The following is a 13,962-nucleotide window of genomic DNA, read 5'->3' as shown; positions in this document are numbered from 1 at the left end:
GGCGCGGTGTGCTCAGGGCGCGCGCTGCGGGCGGTGCGCCCGCGGCGCGCGGTGCGCCCGGCACTTCGGGCGGTCGGTCCGCACGGGCCGTTCGCGGCCGGTCCGCCCGCCGATGGTACATGAGAATCGCCGTTGCGGCGGCTAACAGGTTGGCCTGAGCGCGCGGCGAGCTTGCCGTGGCGCGCAAGCCGCGCCGCGCCCTTAAATCCTTTGCGCTCGCGCCCCGCCCAGGCTAAATTGTGGAGCGCCGCGGCGGCCCTTGCCGTCCGCCGCGAGACACACAACAAGACGAACGAAAGACAATAACGAGGTACGCGGCCCGGGCGCGTCCGGGTGGATCGACCGATCCCGCCCCCGCCCAGCGCACCGTGCCCATTCCAGCCTCTCGCACTCTCTCGCATCAGCGTGGCCAGACCACGGCTATGTCGTCGTGCGCGCCCTCGAAGGCGCATCCGGCGGCTGCCCGCGGGTGTCGTAACGAAGCCGCCGGTGCGCGACCGGCGGACGGTGCATGCGCCGTCCGCTGTCGGCCGAAGCGGTCCATCCTCGCTACGGAGCTAAGCATTGGGCGAAGCAATGAGCGAAGCAACGAGAGAAGTACTTACGCGATAGCAACAAGGAGAGAACATGAAATCGGTCGCTATTCTGAAGACGCTGGCTGCAGTCGCTTGCGTGACGGTGGCGTGCAGCGTGTACGCACAGGACAACTCGGCAGCGAGCGGCGCGGCTGCCGCCACGACCACGAAGGCCGCTCCGGCCGGCAAGAAGGCCGACCGCAAGCTGGGCTACACGGTGCGCAAGGCGCTTTCGAAGGCGCAGGGCATCGACGTGTCGAACATCACGGTGCGCTCGCGCAGCGGCGCGGTCACACTGACCGGCTCGGTGCCGACGCAAGACCAGATCGACCAGGCCGGCCAGGTCGCGCAAGGCGTGGCGGGCGTGAAGTCGGTGTCGAACAAGCTGACGGTCATGCAGCAATAAAGTCGTCCGCCGATCACCCGCGCATCCGGCAGCACCGCCGGGCGCGCGGGCGGCACGAACGGGCTCCGGCATCGCGCCGGAGCCCGTTTTGTTTTTGGGGTGCTTTCATCGCCGGTTGCGCTTTGCGGGCTTCGATCGTGCTGTTATCGGCTCGCTTTTATCGGACTATTTCCAGCGCGAGGGGAAAAGCGCGCGCGCAAGTGCGGACTGACACACAGCGGACGCGCAATTGGGGGTATATGTTGGAAGTGTGCAGGTCCCGGTCGTGCTATCCGTGGATCGTGCGCGGACTCATTGCAGGTAACTGTCATGACTATCCATACCTATACCGATTTGCCGCTGATCGACCGGGCCGCGTTCGAGCTGGCCTGTGCGCGGCATGGCTTTGCGCCCATCCATTTCGACGTGCGCGGCGAAACCGATCCCGACGATCCCGAACACGGCGAGTTGCTCGTCGTGCGGCGCGGCGCGTGGGCCCAGGCGTATCGCATCGATGCGCGCGGGCAGTGGCTGCGTCAATTCGAGGTCGATCTGAACGGGCGGTTCTTTCGCCAGGCGCCGTATCTCTGACGCGGGCTGAGTCCGGCTGAGATCGGCTGAATCCGGCTGAAGCGGCTTCTGGCGGGGAGCACGCTGGCTGTGCCGACGGCGCGCGCCGGCGGTCCGTGGCGTGCGCGCCGCTCAGGTGCGGCGCGCGAGTTTCGCTATGTGAATCGAGCGAGGCGGAATCGACCCGCGCGGCCCTCAGGCCAGCACGAGCCGCATGCCGACCAGCGACAGTGTGGCCGCGAGCAGCACGCGCAGCAGCTTCTCGGGCGCGCGCGACGACAGCATGCTGCCGATCGCGATGCCCGGCAGCGAGCCGCACAGCAGCGAGAGCAGCATCGACCAGTCGATCGAGCCGAGCAGCCAGTGCCCCGCGCCCGCGAGCAGCGTGAGCGGCACCGCATGCGCGACGTCGGAGCCGACGATGCGCACCGTCGGCAGCGCGGGATAGAGCAGCAGCAGCACCGTCACGCCGATCGCGCCGGCGCCCACCGAAGTCATCGAGACCAGCACGCCGAGCACCGCGCCCGTGAGCACGGTGAAGAACAGCGTGCGCGCTTCGCCCGGCGCATGGCGATGGCGCGAGGCGAAGGCCGCGAGCTGCGGCCGGAATATCAGCGCGACAGCCGTGATGAGCAGCGCCGCCCCGAGCACCGACTGGATCAGGTGCCCGGCGCGCGGCGTATCCATGCCGAAGCGGTGCAGCAGGATCAGCGTGATGGTCGCGGCGGGCACACTGCCGGCCGCGAGCCGCAGCGTCACGCGCCAATCCACCGATCCCTTGAGGCCGTGCACGAGCGTGCCCGCCGATTTGGTCGCCGCCGCGTAAAGCAGGTCGGTACCGACTGCGGTCGCGGGGTGCACGTTGAACAGCAGGACGAGGATCGGCGTCATCAGCGAGCCGCCGCCCACGCCGGTCAGGCCGACCAGAAAGCCAACTGCGAGGCCGGAGACGGAATACAGCAGATCGATATGGGGTAGGGTCATCGCGGACGGCGCGGACTATCGCGAACTAAAGTGGCCTGACTGCCTGGGCTATGACGCTTCGCACCGTGTCGCGATCACGTCCGGACTGGCGCGGCGGCGTCGATCGCGTGGGGATCGTAAGCGCGTCGTCAGGCTGGACAGCGGCAAGGGCTGGCGGCGAAAATCCGCTATTGTCGCAAAACCGGCGGTTCGGCGCAGGGTTGGCCGATATTTCGCTCGCTCCGGACCTCGCGTGTCAGCCAGTCGTCAGCGTGAGTGCGTCCATCGGATGGGCGCGAGCCAGCTTGCCTCCGGCCTTCTCGCAGCGCGGTTCGATCGCGGACAGTTCGCGGCCGGACCGCAGTCAGACACTAGAACGAACCATGAATCCCGGCATCGCGTACGCATTCTCCGCCTTCACCCTGTGGGGGCTGTTTCCCGTCTACTTCAAGACGCTGCACCAGATTCCCGCGCTCGAAATGCTCGCGCACCGCATGGCGTGGTCGCTCGTGTTCGTGCTCGGCGTGCTCGCGGTGCGTCATCACTGGGCGTGGCTGCGGCCCGCGCTGCGCGACCGGCGTCTGCTCGCGCGCTTCGCGGCGAGCGCCGTGCTGCTGTCGGCCAACTGGGGCCTCTATATCTGGGCCGTGAACGCGGGGCATATCGTCGAGGCGAGTCTCGGCTACTTCATCAATCCGCTCATCAACGTGGTGTTCGGCTATGCGTTTCTGCGCGAGCGGCTGCGGCCGCTGCAATGGTGCGCCGTCGCCATCGCGACGCTCGCCGTGGCCTGGCTCACCTGGCAGAACGGCACGCCGCCGTGGATCAGTCTCGCGCTGGCGGTGACCTTCGGCGGCTACGGGCTCTTGCGCAAGACCGCGCAGCTCGGCGCGCTCGAAGGGCTCGCGCTCGAAACCGTGCTGCTGTTTCCGGTCGCGCTGATCTATCTGACGATCATCGGCCTCGCGGGCGCGAGTCATTTCGCGCGCGCGCCGCTCGGCCTGCAATTGCTGCTGGTGGCGGCGGGGCCCGTCACGGCCGTGCCGCTACTGCTGTTCGCGGCGGCCGCGCGGCGCATTCCGCTTTCGATGCTCGGCCTGATTCAGTACGTGACGCCGACGCTCCAGTTGCTCACCGGCGTGCTGATCTACGGCGAGCCGTTCGGTTCGGTGCGCGCGTACGGATACGGCGCGATCTGGATCGCGCTGCTCATCTATTCGTTCGAAGGGCTGCGCAGCACGCTGCTGGCGGCGCGTCGGATGCGCGAGACGGCTTGAAGCATGGATTAAAGCGCGGAATAAAGCGTGGATTAAAGCGCACGACGTGCACGCGGTGTTGTTGATCGGCAGCAAATCCCACGACGACTGGCTGCTGCGCTGACGTCGCGGTAGGATGTTTCGGCAAGCTGCGAACACAGCACGGACAAGCCGCAAGCAAGCGGCATCCGCGATTCGCCGAACAGGGGAGACAAGCGCGCATGAGCAACGAAGCCGTCCATCGCTTCGAGGAAGAATTCGCGCCGCGCATCGCCGCGCGGCTCGCGAAGCAGTTTGGGCCGGACGTGCACGTCGAAGTCGTGCCGAACGCGGGCCGCGGCCATCCCACGCGCGTGCGCCTTTCGGGGACGTCGAGCGAGAACCGCCATCCGTATGCGTATCCGCTGAACGTGTTTTTGACGTGGGACGTCGACGAGATCGAGCGCCTCATGGAGCCCGACGGCGAGGCGCGCTTCGCGCATTATCTCGACGCGACGAAGCGCAAGATGGCCTCGTGGGAGACGGCGCGTCCGGTGGACTTTTCCACGCGCACGCAGGGCGAGCCGGAAGTGCTGATCGGCGGGCTCGACTTCGAGGGCTGAGTCGCGTAACGGCACTCAGCCGACCCGTTTGAACCGAAGCCGCGCGCGTTACACCACGCCCGCCGCCATCATCGCGTGGACGGCCTTCACGGCCATGCCCACGGCCACGCATCCCGCAAACACCGCGAACGACTGCTGCAGACGCGCGCCGCTCACATGGCGCGCGAACACGCGGCCAATCAGCATGCCGACGAGCGCGCCCGCCGCGAACGGCACGGCGTTGAGCCAGAGCATGTGGCCGCTCGCCGCCGACGCGGCCACGCCCGCCGTCGAGACCAGCGCGATCACGGCCAGCGACGTCGCGACGATGCCTTGCATCGGAATGTCCGAGGCGCGCTTGAGCGCGGGCACGATCACGAAGCCGCCGCCCACGCCGAGCAGACCCGAGAGAAAGCCCGCCATCGCGCCTGAGAGCGCGAGCGCCCGCGCGCAGGGCGCGGTCCAGTCGAGCTTGCCGCGATCGGCGTTGAGACGGCAGGGCAGATCGGACGCGCACAGTTCGGCGCCGCCTTGCAGATCGAGCGCGTCTTCGTCGGTCCTCGCACGTTGCTGATGAAACATGCGCCACGCCACGCGCGCCAGCACGAGCGCGAAGATCAGCATGAGCGGCGCGTCGGGCACGCGATGCGCGACCCACAGCCCGGCGGGCGAGATGATCGCGCCCGAGACCGCCATCAGCGCGGCGGCCTTGTAGCGCACCTTGCCTTCGCGCAGCGCGAGCAGCGCGCCGATGCCCGCCGCGAGCGCCACCGCGAACAGGCCGATCGGCGCGGCCTGCGCGACTTCGAGTCCGAGCCCGAACACCAGCAGCGGCACTGCGACGATCGCGCCGCCCGCGCCCGTCAGCGCGAGGATCAGGCCGACCACCGAGCCGAGCGCGGCGCTGACCAGCGTGACCATATCCAGATACGCCATATGGACCATGTGCAACTTCTCCGAAGCGACGTCAGATTCGGCGGGCAGCGCGACGCTTACTCATGCGTCGCGCCCGTGAACCACTCGCGGCCCTTGAGCATGCCGCTCCAGTAGAAGCGCGGCAGCACGGTGGCCTTGAGGAACCACATCAGGCGGCGCGGACGCGTCGGATCGAGCGGGAACGTAGGAAGCAGCTTGCCGCCGTAGCCGAACTCCGCGAGCACGACCTTGCCCTTTTCGACCGTCAGCGGACACGAACCGTAGCCGTCATAGCGATAGCGCAGCGGCTGGCTCGCGCGCGCGGCCAGCAGATTCTCGGCGACGATCACCGCCTGCTTGCGCGCCGCCGCGCCCGTCTTCGCGTTGGGCGCCGAGCAGACGTCGCCGAGCGAGAACACATTGGGCCAGCGCGGATGCTGCAAGGTCGCGTGATCGACTTCGCACCAGCCCGCGGCGTCGGCGAGTTCGCTGTCGCGGATGAAATCGGGCGGCACCTGCGGCGGCACCACGTGAATCATGTCGAAGCGCTTTTCCACGCGCGTGACGTTGCCGTCGGCGTCCTTCACTTCGAAGGTGGCCTTGCGCGCCGGGCCGTCGATCGCGACCAGATTCGAGTTGAATTCGAGCTTCGCGTCGTAGCGCTTCACGTATTCCATGAGCGGCGGCACGAAGGTCGGCACGCCGAACAGCACGGCGCCCGCGAGATCGAATTCGACCTTGATCTTCGAGAGCACGCCGCGCTTCATCCAGTGATCGCAGGCCAGATACATCGCTTTTTGCGGCGCGCCCGCGCACTTGATCGGCATGCCCGGCTGCGTGAACAGCGCGGTGCCGCCTTGCATGCGCTGCACGAGTTCGAACGTGTACGGCGCGAGATCGTAGCGATAGTTCGAGGTGACGTTGTTCTTGCCGAGCGTTTCCTGCAGACCGGCGATGCGCTCCCACGCGAGGCGCAGCCCCGGCGCGACGATCAGCTGGCGGTAAGCCACGGACTCGCCATTGGCGAGGCGCACGAGGTTCGCATGCGGCTCGACGCGCTCGGCGGCGGCGCGGATCCACGTCGCGCCGCGCGGGATCACGCTCGCCATCGGACGGCGGGTTTTCTTCACGTCGAATGCGCCGCCGCCCACGAGCGTCCACGCGGGCTGATAGTCGTGATGATCGTTGGGCTCGACGATGGCGATCCGCAGATTCGGCTGGCGGCGCAGCAGGCTCGACGTCACGCAGATGCCCGCGAGACCGCCGCCGATCACGACGACGTCCCAGGCTTTTTCGTCCGCGTTCCAGTCGCAGGCGGGCGTGGCCGTGACGGCGGGCGCGACGGGTTCGGCGACCGGATGCGCGGCGGCGCTGGCCTGCGCGAACTGCCACAGATTGGTCGCGCGATTGCCGGTGCGGCAGTAGGCGAGCACGGGCGCGGGCAGGTCGGCGAGCAGTTGCGTGAACTGCGCGATTTCATTGGGGCCGATCTTGCCGGGCGTGACGGGCAGCCAGGCGAATTGCAGGCCGAGTTGTTCCGCGGCCGCGCGGATGTCGGCGGACGCGGGCTGCGTCGGGCCGCCTTCGCCGTCGGGCCGGTTGCAGATGACCGAGCGAAAGCCCGCCGCCGCGATCTCGGCGAGGTCGGCGGGCGAAATCTGATCGGCGCTCGCGAAGCGCGCGTCGTGTTGCACGATTTGCATGGACTCGAAAACTCCTGAGTGGGCAGATTAAGAACGGCGGGTGCGCGACTCGAACACGGCGAACAGCGCCATGCCCGCGAGCATCGCGGCCACGAACAGCCACGCACGCGGCTGACCGCTCGCGGCGCTGACGAGCGCGGGACCGGGGCAGAAGCCCGCGAGCCCCCAGCCCGCGCCGAACAGCAGCGCGCCGACGGCGAGACGCAGATCGATGCGCGTGGCGGTGGGCAGCTGCATGGGCGCGCCGAGCAGGCTCGCGGTGCGCGTGCGCGCGAAACGGAAAGCGGGTGCGGCGACGAGAATGGCGCCGGCCATCACGAAAGCCAGCGACGGGTCCCAGCGGCCCGCGAGGTCGAGGAAGGCTAGCACCTTGGCCGGGTTCGCCATACCCGAGACGATCAAGCCGAGGCCGAACAGCAGACCGCAGGCGAGGGCGATGAATGGGCGGATTGCGCGCATTTTTCAGGCTCCGACGAGGTGCCGCGCCACGTAGACGGTGACGAAACCGGCGGCCATGAAGAGGCCGGTTGCGGCAAAAGAACGCAGCGAGCCGCGCGCGATGCCGCACACGCCGTGGCCGCTCGTGCAACCCGAGGCGTAGCGCGTGCCGATGCCGACGAGCAGGCCCGCGACGATCAGCGTGAGCGGCGATGCGGTGATGACTGCGGCGATGCTTGAAGCGGGCAGGGCGGCGCCGGTTGTCGTGGACGACGCCGTGGCCGAAGCCGTGGACGAAGTGGCGCCGAAATTCATCCGCACAAGCCACCACACCCAAGGCGCGGCGCACAGCCCCGCGACGAACGCGAGCCGCCACGCCCGCTCACCCGCCGCATCGCGAGCGCGCAGCAAGCCGCCGACGATGCCGCTGATGCCCGCCACGCGCCCGTTGCCGAGTACGAGCAGCGCGGCTGCCGCACCGATCATGAGACCGCCCGCGAGCGAGGCGAGCGGCGTGAAGTGAGCGAGATCGATATTCATGGGCGTCACCGGGCCATCGCGCGGCTTACGCGGGGCGCGCCTTGAGGCGGCCGCAGTAGAGGCTCGACAGCGTCTGCATCACCTGGATGACTTCGTGGCTGGCGAGGCGGTAATAGATGTACTTGCCCTCGCGACGCGTCTCGACGAGGCCTTCCTCGCGCAGCACGCCCAGATGTTGCGAGAGACTCGGCTGATGCACGCCGACGAGCGCTTCGAGCTCGCCCACGTTGCGCTCGCCCTCGGTGAGCTGGCACAGCAGCAGCAGACGGTCTTCGTGCGCGAGCGCCTTGAGCAGCGCACAGCATTTCTCGGCGGATTCGCGCAGGGCGCCGAGCGCTTCGGGAGTGATCGGTGAGTTCATGGTCGTGCGGCGAATGGGCGCCGGTAAGCGCCGGATCAAGGTTCGGTCAGCCCAGCCGCGGCACAACGTCCTGGAAAGGCTGACAGTTTGTTGACAAACATTATATCCATTCATAATATGTGTTTCAATAAAGCATCGCGATGACGTTGTCGGATTGAGTGCGTCGGCCTGTGCGCCGCAACGCAGTCTCGCGCGCGTTTTCGTCGCATTTTGCGAATTGGAAGGCTGCGCAGCGTGCCTTGGCCGCCGCGCGCCGTTGTCCGAATTTGTCCGAGTTTGCCGTCTGGAGCACCCATGTCCGAGTCACCCATCGCTGCCGCCCCCGTGACCCCTGCGTCCCCCGCGGCGCTCGTCGAGCCGTTCTTCGATCCCGCCACGTCCACGGTCACCTACGTCGTGCACACGGGGCGCGGCTCGGTGTGCGCGGTCGTCGACCCCGTGCTCGACTACGATCCGAAGTCGGGCCGCACCTCCACGGGTTCCGCCGACCGCGTGATCGCTTTCGTGCGCGAGTACGGGCTCACCGTGCAGTGGCTGCTCGAAACCCACGCGCACGCCGACCACATCTCGGGCGCGCCGTATCTGAAGCAGCAACTGGGCGGCAAGATCGCGATCGGCGAACACATCCGCACGGTGCAGGGCGTGTTCCGCACGGTCTTCAATCTCGGCGATACGGTGGCCGCCGACGGCAGCGAGTTCGACCATCTGTTCAAGGACAACGAGACCTTCCACGTCGGTCCGCTCACGGCGCGCGCGATGCACGTGCCCGGCCACACGCCGGCCGATCTCGCCTACCAGATCGGCGACGCGGTGTTCGTCGGCGACACGCTGTTCATGCCCGACGTCGGCTCGGCGCGCTGCGACTTCCCGGGCGGCGACGCGCATACGCTCTATCGTTCGGTGCGCCGTCTGCTCGATCTGCCCGGCGAGACGCGCCTGTTCATGTGCCACGACTACCCGCCCGAGTCGCGCGGCCCGGCGTTCGAAACCACGGTCACCGCGCAGCGCCGCGGCAACATCCATCTGAACGACAGCGTGACCGAAGACGCCTTCGTGGAGATGCGCATGGCGCGCGACCGCACGCTGGCCATGCCGAATCTGATCCTGCCGTCGATCCAGGTGAATATCCGCGCGGGCCGCATGCCCGAGCCCGAGGCCAACGGCGTGCGTTATCTGAAGATTCCGCTGAACGCGCTCTGAGCGGCGTGTCTCGACGATGCCAAAACGGCCCGCCACCACGCGGGCCTTTTTTATGCGCACGCCTTGTCCGAAATTCGAAAGCATCTGTCCACACCACGGCATCCCGGCAATCTAGACTGGTTCTCACGCTAGAACGCACTCACGGAGTCATGCCATGAAAGCCATTCAGTTCACGACCTTTGGTACGCCCGACGTCCTCGAATTCGTCGATCTCCCGACGCCGCAGCCCGCCGCCGGCCACGCGCTGGTCCAGGTGAAAAGCGCGTCGGTCAATCCGAGCGACGTGAAGAACGTCTCGGGTCATTTCGATCACACCGTGCCGCCGCGCGTGCCGGGCCGCGACTTCAGCGGCGTCGTGGTGGCCGGCCCCGATGAGTGGATCGGCGCCGAAGTCTGGGGCACGGGCGGCGACATCGGCTTCACGCGCGATGGCACGCACGCCGAGTTCATCGAGATTCCTGTGGCCGCGCTTGCGAAAAAGCCCGCGTCGCTGACGCATGCGCAGGCGGCCTCGATCGGCGTGAATTTCGTGGTGGGCTGGCTCGGCACCGTGGATTACGCGCAACTGGCCGCGGGCGAGACGATCGCCGTGATCGGCGTGTCGGGCGGCGTGGGCGGCGCGGTCACGCAGATCGCGAAGGCGCGCGGCGCGCGCGTGATCGGCATCGGCCGCGAGGAGCCGGACGCGGATTCGCCGGCGGCGCGCCTGATCGACGCCTTCGTGCCGATGGACGCCGACACCGCGCGCCGCGTGCGCGAACTCACGGGCGGCGCGGGCGCGGACGTGGTGTATGACGCGGTCGGCGGCGTGGCGTTCGAACTGGCGCTTTCGCTTGCGAAGCGGCGCGGCCGCGTGGTGGAGATCAGCGCGACGGGCAAGCGCCGCGTGGAGTTCGATCTGATCGACTTCTATCACAACGAAACGCAGCTGCTGGGCGCCGACAGTGCCAAGCTCGGCGTCGCCGACGCCGCGCCGATCATGCGCGCGCTGGCCGAAGCGTTCGACGCGGGCCGCTTCGCCGCGCCCGTGGTGGCGGCGCACTATCCGCTCGAACGCGCGAAGGACGCCTATGCGGCGGTCGCCGCGGGCACGCGCGGACGCGTCGTGATCGACATGGCTTGATGGACGTGATGAACCGGATGCACGGGCGGGGAGCGCAACGATGAAGGCTTATCTGGTTTCGTTCGCGGTGGGCGCGCTCGCGGGCCTGCTCTACAGCGTGCTCGACGTGAAGTCGCCGGCGCCGCCCACGATCGCGCTCGTCGGCCTGCTGGGCATGCTGGCCGGCGAACACGCGATCGGCTTCGTGCGCAGCTTTCTCGCACACCTCGCGGGTTAGGCTGGCATTAGGCGGGATCGGCGCGGGGTTTTTACGCGCGAAGGTTCAGGTTTCCGCGCGCACGAGCCGCTCGGGCAGATGCGTGCGTAGCGTGCGCGGATCGAGCAGCGCGAGATCCTTGTCGAGTTCGAGCGTGACGAGATTGCGCGTCTGCGCGTTGAGCGCCTTGCGCAGCGCGCCGAGAAACGCGGGCGGCGCGATCAGCGCGAGCGTGCCGTAACGCGCGTCGTTGCGCGCCTTCGCGAGCAGGGCCGCGACCTGCGCCGCGAACACCGTGGTTTCGTGCTCGTGATGCTGCGTGTCGGGGTCGCTCGACTGGCGGCCGGACCCGCCCGAGCGCTCGGTGCGGCCCGAGCGGTCGCTCACGAGGCTCTGTTCCTGCACGCGGCTTTCGGGATGAAGCAGCGTCTCGACTTCCTCGATGGCGCCGAGCGGATTATCCGTCGCGAAAATGCGTGCGGTGACGCGGTTGGCGACGACGACCCAGATCGTTTTCGACATGCTTTCCTCCCGGCCTGAAACAGCCAATGCGCTGCGGCGGATGAGACAAACGCCCCGGCCGAAGCGATGAGTGGACTCGCGCGGCGCGGCGCGAGCTACAAGGGTAGCGCTTCGCGCAGCGCAAGGGAGCTACGATGCACGCGCGCTTTTTCTCTGTCCTGCGAGCCTCCCGGAATTCGGGAGGATGATTCCCGCTCGCTCGGGATTCTCTTTGCTGACGGTAGATCCTATCTTGGTATCTCCAGCGCGCTGCCGCGCAGCCAGAAGGAGCCGAAGATGGAATCTCCCGTTCACGCTTACCCGAGCGATGTCGCGTTCACGCCCACCGTGAAGGCGATGCAGACGCAGCTGGGTTCCCGCGAGATGTATGCCCGGATGGAGACGCAGCGCGGTTTCGGCACCGATCTCACGCCCGACATCGAGGCGTTCATCGAGGCGCAGCGCAGCGTGTTCCTCGCCACCGCGAACACCGAAGGCCAGCCGTACATCCAGCATCGCGGCGGGCCGCCGGGGTTTCTGCGCGTGCTCGACGCGCGCACGATCGCGTTCGCGGATTTCATCGGCAATCAGCAATACATCACGCTCGGCAATTTGACCGACAACGCGAAGGCGTATCTGTTCCTGATCGATTACGCGCGCAGGCGCCGCGTCAAGATTTGGGGCGAGGCGCGTGTGATCGACGACGACCCGGCGCTGATCGAACGGCTGATGCCGCCCGGCTACAAGGCGCGCGCGGACCGTGCGATCGTCTTCACGGTGACGGCGTGGGATCTGAACTGCCCGCAGCATATTCCGCAGCGTTTCGAGGCCGCCGACGTGAAAGCGGCGCTGGACGAGCGCGACGCGCGCATCCGCGAGCTGGAGGAGGAAGTGGCGCGGCTGCGCGCGCAGCATTGAGGGCGGAGCACAAGCGAAGCAAAAACGAAACGGCCCCGCGCGAAGGCGGGGCCGAGGGCGGGCCTGAATCGTGTTACTTGGCCTTGTCCGCTGAATTGGTGATGGCGTTGCCGCCCTTCGAAATGTCTTCGCCGGCTCCGGCGATGGTGTTGCAGGCGGCGAGGGTGACGGCGAACAGCGCAAGGGCAAAGGCAAGGTAACGGCTCATGTCGGCTCTCCTTGTGATGGATTCCCTGATCGCGGTGCACAACGGCGTGCGGTAAGACGATGGCCGGCACCGTGCAGCCATCCGGTAAATTGTACGCGCATGGCGGCGCACAGCGGGGCCATATGTACGCGGAGGATGCGCGGCGGGTGCGGCAATCGCGCCGTCGCCGCCGCTGCCGTCGCGGATTCAGGTCCGGCGCTGCTTGCGCACCACGAGCCACTTCGGCGAACGGAATCGCACGATGCTGACGTAGAGCCACACATAAGTGAAGGCGAACACCACCACGAAGCAGAACAGATGCAGCGTGTGGCGCCAGAACAGCGTCGCCGGAATCACGGCGATCAGGCACAGCAGCCACAGATACGGCGACGTCAGCGAATTGCGGCGCGTGAGTTCGCGTGCGGTGCGCGCGCCCACGGCCCAGCGCATCAGGCGCTTGTAGACCAGCATGTGCAGATGCACGCCGTCGGGAATGCCGGGCGACATGCCGCGCACGAACTTCTTCCGGTAGATCGAGAAACAGGTCTCGAAGATCGGGTACATGAACAGCAGCACCGGATACCAGGCCGAGACGTCGCGGTTGCGCATGACGAGCAGGATCGCCAGTTCGGCGAGCATGAAGCCGATGAAGTACGCGCCGCCGTCGCCGAGAAAGATCAGGCCCGCCGGGAAATTCCAGATGAAGAAGCCCATCACCGCGCCCATCATGATCAGCGAGGCCGAGAGCACGACCGGGTCGTGCACCTGGAACGCCACGTAGGCGAGCGAGGCGAACATCATGAAGGCGACCATCGAGGCGAGGCCGTTGAAGCCGTCGATGATGTTGACGGCATTCGCGAGCGCCGCGACGGCCAGCACCGTGATCGCGCACGAAATGGCCGCGTAGGAAAGCAGGAAGTCGAGCGGCGGCACGCTGATGCGCGTGACCGCGATGCCGAGCAGGAAATACGCGAGCGCGGCGGCGGCCATCGTGCAGACGAGGCGCGCGAGCGGCGACACCTTCTTGGTCAGATCCTCGACGAGCCCGGAGCCGAACGCAGGCAGCCCGCAGGCGACGATGCCGAGAATGCCGCCGGACACCGTCGGCCAGGCGTGGTGCAGCTGCGCGGCGGCCACCACGAGCCCCGCCAGAATGCCGGTTCCGCCGATGCGCGGCACGGGCCGCGCGTGGAATTTCTGCACGCCCGCGAGATCGGAATCGACGGAAAACCTTTCATGCAGATGCGCGTAACGCACGATCAGCAGCGTGACCAGCAGTGAAACGATGAAGCCGAGGGCGAAACTGAGCATGAAAGGTGAACGCCGGTCAAAAAGTTAAATGCGCGTGGAATGCGGGCTGAATGCAGCGTGAATGCGGGCCGAAAGCGCGATTATACAAAGGCGCCGGGACGCCTCCGCGGGCCGCCGGGCGCATGGGCGCCAACGGACGCAGGATTGGAGCGAGGTCAATACGGAGCGTTGCCGCGCTGCCGATAATTGCGCCGATCATGCGCGAACCCAATCTACTCACTCCTTCGTCGTCGTCGTCA

Annotated in this window: 18 protein-coding genes; 8 read left to right on the top strand and 10 right to left on the bottom strand. The window is 67.5% G+C overall.

Features of this window, described 5'->3' with window-relative positions; translation table 11 throughout:
- Positions 1-627 precede the first annotated feature (627 nt).
- Positions 628-981 (top strand): BON domain-containing protein, encoded by a 354-nt coding sequence (locus G3N97_RS28750; RefSeq protein ID WP_205996368.1) that lies wholly within the window; start codon positions 628-630, stop codon positions 979-981.
- A gap of 309 nt (positions 982-1,290) precedes the next feature.
- The gene (locus tag G3N97_RS28745; protein ID WP_065057213.1) at positions 1,291-1,551 is read left to right on the top strand and encodes a hypothetical protein; all 261 of its coding nucleotides are present in this window, start codon (positions 1,291-1,293) and stop codon (positions 1,549-1,551) included.
- A 174-nt stretch (positions 1,552-1,725) separates the two neighbouring features.
- On the opposite strand, the gene G3N97_RS28740 is transcribed toward G3N97_RS28745, so the two are convergent.
- Positions 1,726-2,514 (bottom strand): sulfite exporter TauE/SafE family protein, encoded by a 789-nt coding sequence (locus tag G3N97_RS28740; protein WP_205996367.1) that lies wholly within the window; start codon positions 2,512-2,514, stop codon positions 1,726-1,728.
- 362 nt (positions 2,515-2,876) lie between these two features.
- Here G3N97_RS28740 and rarD point away from each other — a divergent pair, with 362 nt between their 5' ends.
- Positions 2,877-3,770, top strand: a complete 894-nt coding sequence (gene rarD, locus G3N97_RS28735; RefSeq protein WP_205996366.1) for an EamA family transporter RarD — start codon at positions 2,877-2,879, stop codon at positions 3,768-3,770.
- Positions 3,771-3,970: 200 nt separating this feature from the next.
- Positions 3,971-4,351: a DUF5594 family protein gene (locus G3N97_RS28730; protein ID WP_205996365.1), complete on the top strand. Its 381-nt coding sequence runs from the start codon at positions 3,971-3,973 to the stop codon at positions 4,349-4,351.
- A gap of 48 nt (positions 4,352-4,399) precedes the next feature.
- Here the strand turns inward: G3N97_RS28730 and G3N97_RS28725 are convergent, their stop codons facing one another.
- The 5 genes from G3N97_RS28725 to G3N97_RS28705 are packed head-to-tail and all read right to left on the bottom strand — an operon-like array spanning position 4,400 to position 8,287.
- Positions 4,400-5,266 (bottom strand): sulfite exporter TauE/SafE family protein, encoded by an 867-nt coding sequence (locus G3N97_RS28725; RefSeq protein ID WP_205996370.1) that lies wholly within the window; start codon positions 5,264-5,266, stop codon positions 4,400-4,402.
- Between the two features lie 56 nt (positions 5,267-5,322).
- Positions 5,323-6,948, bottom strand: coding sequence for a bifunctional protein tyrosine phosphatase family protein/NAD(P)/FAD-dependent oxidoreductase (locus G3N97_RS28720; RefSeq protein ID WP_205996364.1), 1,626 nt, complete (start codon positions 6,946-6,948; stop codon positions 5,323-5,325).
- Between the two features lie 27 nt (positions 6,949-6,975).
- Positions 6,976-7,398: a YeeE/YedE family protein gene (locus G3N97_RS28715; RefSeq protein ID WP_205996369.1), complete on the bottom strand. Its 423-nt coding sequence runs from the start codon at positions 7,396-7,398 to the stop codon at positions 6,976-6,978.
- A 12-nt stretch (positions 7,399-7,410) separates the two neighbouring features.
- Positions 7,411-7,926 carry a YeeE/YedE family protein gene (locus G3N97_RS28710; RefSeq protein ID WP_205996363.1) on the bottom strand — a complete coding sequence of 172 codons (516 nt, stop codon included), beginning with the start codon at positions 7,924-7,926 and terminating at the stop codon, positions 7,411-7,413.
- A 25-nt stretch (positions 7,927-7,951) separates the two neighbouring features.
- On the bottom strand, positions 7,952-8,287 hold the full coding sequence (locus G3N97_RS28705) for a metalloregulator ArsR/SmtB family transcription factor (RefSeq protein ID WP_065057220.1): 336 nt from the start codon (positions 8,285-8,287) through the stop codon (positions 7,952-7,954).
- Positions 8,288-8,581: 294 nt separating this feature from the next.
- Here G3N97_RS28705 and G3N97_RS28700 point away from each other — a divergent pair, with 294 nt between their 5' ends.
- The 3 genes from G3N97_RS28700 (at position 8,582) to G3N97_RS28690 (ending at position 10,827) form a co-directional block, all read left to right on the top strand.
- Positions 8,582-9,487, top strand: a complete 906-nt coding sequence (locus G3N97_RS28700) for an MBL fold metallo-hydrolase (RefSeq protein WP_205996362.1) — start codon at positions 8,582-8,584, stop codon at positions 9,485-9,487.
- A 154-nt stretch (positions 9,488-9,641) separates the two neighbouring features.
- The gene (locus G3N97_RS28695) at positions 9,642-10,610 is read left to right on the top strand and encodes a zinc-binding alcohol dehydrogenase family protein (RefSeq protein WP_205996361.1); all 969 of its coding nucleotides are present in this window, start codon (positions 9,642-9,644) and stop codon (positions 10,608-10,610) included.
- A gap of 40 nt (positions 10,611-10,650) precedes the next feature.
- Positions 10,651-10,827: a DUF1427 family protein gene (locus G3N97_RS28690; RefSeq protein WP_205996360.1), complete on the top strand. Its 177-nt coding sequence runs from the start codon at positions 10,651-10,653 to the stop codon at positions 10,825-10,827.
- 45 nt (positions 10,828-10,872) lie between these two features.
- Here G3N97_RS28690 and G3N97_RS28685 read toward each other — a convergent pair whose 3' ends face one another.
- On the bottom strand, positions 10,873-11,328 hold the full coding sequence (locus G3N97_RS28685; RefSeq protein WP_205996359.1) for a host attachment protein: 456 nt from the start codon (positions 11,326-11,328) through the stop codon (positions 10,873-10,875).
- Between the two features lie 276 nt (positions 11,329-11,604).
- On the opposite strand from G3N97_RS28685, the gene G3N97_RS28680 reads away from it, so the two are divergent.
- A complete protein-coding gene (locus G3N97_RS28680) occupies positions 11,605-12,225 on the top strand; it encodes a pyridoxamine 5'-phosphate oxidase family protein (RefSeq protein ID WP_205996358.1) in 621 nt (206 codons plus the stop codon).
- Between the two features lie 73 nt (positions 12,226-12,298).
- On the opposite strand, the gene G3N97_RS28675 is transcribed toward G3N97_RS28680, so the two are convergent.
- From G3N97_RS28675 to G3N97_RS28665, 3 genes are all read right to left on the bottom strand, one after another.
- Positions 12,299-12,433, bottom strand: coding sequence for an entericidin A/B family lipoprotein (locus G3N97_RS28675; RefSeq protein WP_065057226.1), 135 nt, complete (start codon positions 12,431-12,433; stop codon positions 12,299-12,301).
- A gap of 186 nt (positions 12,434-12,619) precedes the next feature.
- Positions 12,620-13,723 (bottom strand): glycosyltransferase, encoded by a 1,104-nt coding sequence (locus G3N97_RS28670; protein ID WP_205996357.1) that lies wholly within the window; start codon positions 13,721-13,723, stop codon positions 12,620-12,622.
- A 16-nt stretch (positions 13,724-13,739) separates the two neighbouring features.
- The coding region (locus tag G3N97_RS28665; RefSeq protein WP_205996356.1) for a hypothetical protein at positions 13,740-13,962 on the bottom strand (223 nt) is incomplete at its 5' end.

Source organism: Paraburkholderia sp. Ac-20347 (genome assembly GCF_017104805.1).
GTDB classification, from domain to species: domain Bacteria; phylum Pseudomonadota; class Gammaproteobacteria; order Burkholderiales; family Burkholderiaceae; genus Paraburkholderia; species Paraburkholderia tropica.
Note: the sequence above shows the minus strand (reverse complement) of the source record. Positions and strands in the feature narration are given on the sequence as shown.